This is a genomic window from Intestinirhabdus alba (assembly GCF_009711095.1).
Classification (GTDB): Bacteria; Pseudomonadota; Gammaproteobacteria; order Enterobacterales; family Enterobacteriaceae; genus Intestinirhabdus; species Intestinirhabdus alba.
This window is the reverse complement of the sequence record NZ_WMJZ01000081.1, coordinates 1-4,313: the sequence shown is the minus strand read 5'-3', so window position 1 is coordinate 4,313 and position 4,313 is coordinate 1. Positions and strand designations below refer to the sequence as shown.

General features: G+C 54.1%; 5 protein-coding genes. 2 read left to right on the top strand and 3 right to left on the bottom strand.

All coding sequences use genetic code 11. The features are described from left to right. Nucleotides 1-51 precede the first annotated feature (51 nt). Together GJV78_RS22380 and GJV78_RS22375 are read left to right on the top strand one after the other, a co-directional pair. Nucleotides 52-1,047, top strand: coding sequence for a YadA family autotransporter adhesin (locus tag GJV78_RS22380; protein ID WP_155110265.1), 996 nt, complete (start codon nt 52-54; stop codon nt 1,045-1,047). A gap of 68 nt (nt 1,048-1,115) precedes the next feature. Further along, nucleotides 1,116-1,715, top strand: a complete 600-nt coding sequence (locus tag GJV78_RS22375) for an OmpH family outer membrane protein (RefSeq protein ID WP_155110264.1) — start codon at nt 1,116-1,118, stop codon at nt 1,713-1,715. 223 nt (nt 1,716-1,938) lie between these two features. Here the strand turns inward: GJV78_RS22375 and ilvN are convergent, their stop codons facing one another. The 3 genes from ilvN to ivbL form a co-directional block, all read right to left on the bottom strand. Continuing rightward, on the bottom strand, nt 1,939-2,229 hold the full coding sequence (gene ilvN, locus GJV78_RS22370) for an acetolactate synthase small subunit (protein ID WP_155110263.1): 291 nt from the start codon (nt 2,227-2,229) through the stop codon (nt 1,939-1,941). Nucleotides 2,230-2,232: 3 nt separating this feature from the next. Further along, a complete protein-coding gene (gene ilvB / locus GJV78_RS22365) occupies nt 2,233-3,921 on the bottom strand; it encodes an acetolactate synthase large subunit (RefSeq protein ID WP_155110262.1) in 1,689 nt (562 codons plus the stop codon). A gap of 104 nt (nt 3,922-4,025) precedes the next feature. After that, a complete protein-coding gene (gene ivbL, locus GJV78_RS22360) occupies nt 4,026-4,124 on the bottom strand; it encodes an ilvB operon leader peptide IvbL (protein WP_155110261.1) in 99 nt (32 codons plus the stop codon). Nucleotides 4,125-4,313: the final 189 nt, after the last annotated feature.

Genomic DNA, 4,313 nt, shown 5'->3' with positions numbered 1-4,313 from the left:
TTCAGCGGCGAGAACGTCGCCACCTACATCAACGGCGACGGTGCCGTCTCGGTGGGTATCGCCAGAGCCCCGCGCTTTGACCGTATCGTGGTCGGCAGTTCCGGAAAAGCCGGAGCTATCACTCTGGATCCGACGAAAGGCATGACTATAAAGGATCGGAACGGCGGCGAGGGCGTAAGCATCAGCGGCGATGACGGCATTAAGGTAGGAAAAGTTAAGATCGATCGTAATGAAATCACCGTAGACAACCACAAGGTATTGACTACTGAAACCTTCGTTCGCGAACTGAAAAGCACCAAAGGCGGCGACGTTGCCACTGCGCTGAATTCAAAGATTAGTGAGGCAAAATCTGAAGCCGTTAAGGAGTCCAAAAACTATACCGACGACAAATTTAATTCCATCAAGGGCGCTACGACAGATGAATACAGTAAATTATCAAGTGGTCAAAAGGGGATAACCCGTTTTAACGGAGATTATAAAGAGCCTTCGGTTACGGGTAAAAACGCGCTGGCGGTCGGTTCAAACAGCAACGCAACCGCAGAAAATTCTACCGCCATCGGTACAAATGCCAGAGCCTCCGGAAAAAATTCGGTCGCTGTCGGCAATAACTCCGTCGCCGGGAGAGATAATTCGTTCTCCGTCGGCGCGGAAAACAACAATCGCCAGATAACTCACGTTGCGGCGGGAACTAAAGATACCGATGCCGTCAACGTTCAGCAACTCAGGACACAATCCGCGAGGATTGATAATAAGCTTGGCGAACTGCGCAACGCGGTCGGGCAAAACAGGAAGGCGATCCGTGAGCTGGATGACAAGGTCAATAAAGGCCTGGCCTCACAGGCGGCGTTAAATGGCCTGATGCAACCATACGGCGTGGGCAAGTTTAGCTTTACCGCAGCGGTTGGCGGCTATGAGTCAGAACAGGCCATTGCCGTCGGCACGGGATACAGATTTAACGAAAATGTAGCCGTTAAATCCGGTATTGCTACCAACGCCGGGGATTTCCGCGGCACAACCTATAACGTCGGTATTTTGATGGAATGGTAAAAAAATAACCTTCTGCCCCGGCGGCTTTTGCCGCCGGAAAAATCCCTAATAATATATACAGAGGTATTATGACATTTGCTAAAAAAATGCTGTTTCCGGCAACAATAATATTACTCAGCCCGTTTTTTTCCGGATGCGATGAGTCAAAGCCGCAGCAGCAAAAAACAGAAAGTAACATTTATGTGATTAACGTCGAGCGAATTTTTAAAGAATCGCCGCCGGTTAAGCAGGTAAAAGCACACATTGAGGAATTAAGACAAAAGCTACAGCATAGCGCCGACGTTGTAGACAAGCTGTATGGTGAAAAAGGCACAGCGCCCTCGGCGCTAACCTACAGCAGCAGTATTAATACGTTAAATAAATACTTCGATGAGGAACGCCAGAAATCCTCTCGCGAAGTCTACAACGCTATCCACGATAAAACAGATCAATGGTTAAAGAACAAGCCGGAAGCTGTGGTAATAACCAGCCAGAGCGTCATGGCAAATGGCTATCAGGCGGATATTACCGCGGACATTATCAGGCTAATGGCGGATGTAAAATTTCATATGGACGATATTCCCGACGTTACGGTTAAATTACCAACGAATAAGGAGAAGTTCATCCAGCCAAAGCGCGAGGAAAAACCAGCGGCGGCTGAACACCAGCACCCGCTTCCCCCTAAATAATCCGGCAAAGCATTTTAAAAACCTGCGCGGAGGAGGCCCGTCTCAGGGAGGAGACAAATAATCAGAAAGCCGATGCGCATACGGCCTGAAGTATGGCGGTTATCTGAATAACTCTGCCTCTTGGCAAAACGGCGGGCGGAATTGCCGCCCGTCGCCTCTTCTTTAACCGGCATATCCGGAAGGTGGGTTTCGTCACGCCTTCATCTGCTGTTACGAGCAAATCTCACTCAAAAAAGACGGCAATTTTGTTGAACATGCCGGGATCTGACTGGTTACGCACCACTTTCTCAACGTCCTCCAGCTTATCGATCTGACTTAGCATCTGTTCCAGCCGCCGATCGTCATTCACCAGCAGCCAGATACGGCTTTTGTCGCTGTCAGGGATCGGCAGGCATAGAATGCCCTCCACGTTGAAGGCGCGGCGGGCAAACAGCCCGCAAACGTGGGTCATCACCCCGGGATGGTTACGCACGGTGAGTTCCAGAATAACGTTCTCATAATTTTTTTTCTGCATGGCTTATTCCCCCACCATCTCAATATTTGCCGCACCCGGCGGCACCATCGGATACACTTTTTCTTCAGCATCAATACGCACGTGGATCAGTGCCGGTCCCGGACGTTGAATCATCGCCCGCAGGGCAGCCTGCGGATCGGCCTCGTCGTTCAGATCGCAGGTTTCCAGTCCGAATCCGGCGGCAATCCGGGTAAAGTCGATTCTGTGGGGATACGTGGCGGCAAATACGCCCTGCTTATAGAACAGGCTCTGCTGCTGATGCACCAGCCCCAGCGCTTCGTTATTCATCAGGATAATTTTCACATCCAGCCGGTTTTCGCAGGCGGTGGCCAGCTCCTGAATATTCATCATCAGGCTGCCATCGCCGGAGAAGCACAGCACCTTACGCTGCGGATTGGCCAGCGCCGCGCCAATCGCCGCTGGCAGACCAAAGCCCATCGTTCCCAGCCCGCCGGAGGTGAGCCACTGGCGCGGACGATTCAGCGGGTAGGCCTGCGCCGCCCACATCTGATGCTGCCCCACGTCGGTAGTGATAATCGCGCTGTCGTCTACGCAGGTGGCAACCGCGTTAATCAGCCCGTAATGGCTGAGCGGATTGCTTTGCTGGGGAATGGCGCAGGGAAATTCCCGCTGCAGCTCCGCCACCTGGCGTCCCCACGCCTCGCGCGGCGTTGCCTCAATCAGCGGGATCAACTGCGCCAGTACGTCATCGACATCGGCCTGAATCGCCACGTGCGGCTGACGGATTTTTCCCAGCTCCGCGCGGTCGATATCCACGTGAACGATTTTCGCCTCCGGACAAAACTGCTCGCTCCTGCCAATCGCCCGGTCATCAAAACGCGCCCCCAACACCACCAGCAGATCCGCCTGCTGCAGAATATGGTTAGTGCTGCGCGCGCCGTGCATTCCCAGCATCCCTAACGACAGCGGATGCGCCTTCGGCAGAACGCCCAGCGCCATTAAGGTCATGGTCACCGGCAGCTGCGCTTTTTCCGCCAGCTCGCGCACGCGCTGTGAGGCATCGATCGCCCCGCCGCCAAGATAGAGTACCGGGCGCTGCGCCGCGTTAATCATCGCCGCCGCGTCACGTACGCTCTGGGTGCTGAACGCCGGGGTCGCCGTTTTCTGCGCCAGCGGCGGCAGCGTTTCAACCTCAAAAACCGCCGTCTGCACGTCCTTGGGAATATCTATCCACACCGGGCCGGGGCGTCCCGACTGCGCAAGACGAAACGCATCATGCATGACCTGCGGCAATTCGTTGATATCTCTGACCAGATAGTTGTGTTTGGTGATGGGAATTGAAATACCGTAGGTGTCCACTTCCTGAAAGGCGTCGGTGCCAATCATCGAGGCGGGCACCTGGCCGGTAATGCAGACCAGCGGAATGGAATCCAGCCGCGCGTCGGCGATGGCGGTCACCAGATTGGTCGCGCCTGGCCCGCTGCAGGCCATGCAAACCGCGGGCTTACCGTCGGTACGCGCCATTCCCTGAGCGATAAACCCCGCGCCCTGCTCATGGCGCGCCAGAATATGGCGAATTTGCGTACTTTGGCTTAATGCGTCGTAAACGGGAAGAATCGAACCGCCCGGAATGCCGGTAACAATTTTTATACCCTGGCGCTCCAGAAAATGGACGATAAATTCTGCGCCCGTAAAACGCTGACGATGAGGTGTGGTATCCGAACTTGCCATGCTCCAGTCCTTTTATTCTGGGCCGACTTGCCGGACAGGTCTCGTAAACGAAAAACCCCGCCCGGTTTGCGCCGGCGGGGTTTTGGAATCGTGTGTTCCGGACCCTACGGCGCATTGCCGACGACCACCACCACACGCACGACGACCGCTGCGGCAGATTGCGCAGTTTTTAGTAGGGTCGCAGTTAACATGGAGTGGGTCATTAGGGGCCTTGTCTGTTTAGCAATTAACAGGTTTCATACAAGCACAGCTTGCGGAGCGAGACAACGGAAAATTATTGCTCCCGATAAAAATGTGTTAACGATCACGTTTTAGCGCAAAAAAGGCCAGAAACAAAAAAACCTCGCCGAAGCGCTGAGGGATCCCCAGTAATGGGCGGGTAAAAAAGGACG

Excerpts from the sequence above, each read along its gene's own strand:
- ilvN (WP_155110263.1), bottom strand. The coding sequence starts at position 2,229 with ATGCAGAAAAAAAATTATGAGAACGTTATTCTGGAACTCACCGTGCGT.
- ivbL (WP_155110261.1), bottom strand. The coding sequence starts at position 4,124 with ATGACCCACTCCATGTTAACTGCGACCCTACTAAAAACTGCGCAATCT.
- GJV78_RS22375 (WP_155110264.1), top strand. The coding sequence starts at position 1,116 with ATGACATTTGCTAAAAAAATGCTGTTTCCGGCAACAATAATATTACTC.
- ilvB (WP_155110262.1), bottom strand. The coding sequence starts at position 3,921 with ATGGCAAGTTCGGATACCACACCTCATCGTCAGCGTTTTACGGGCGCA.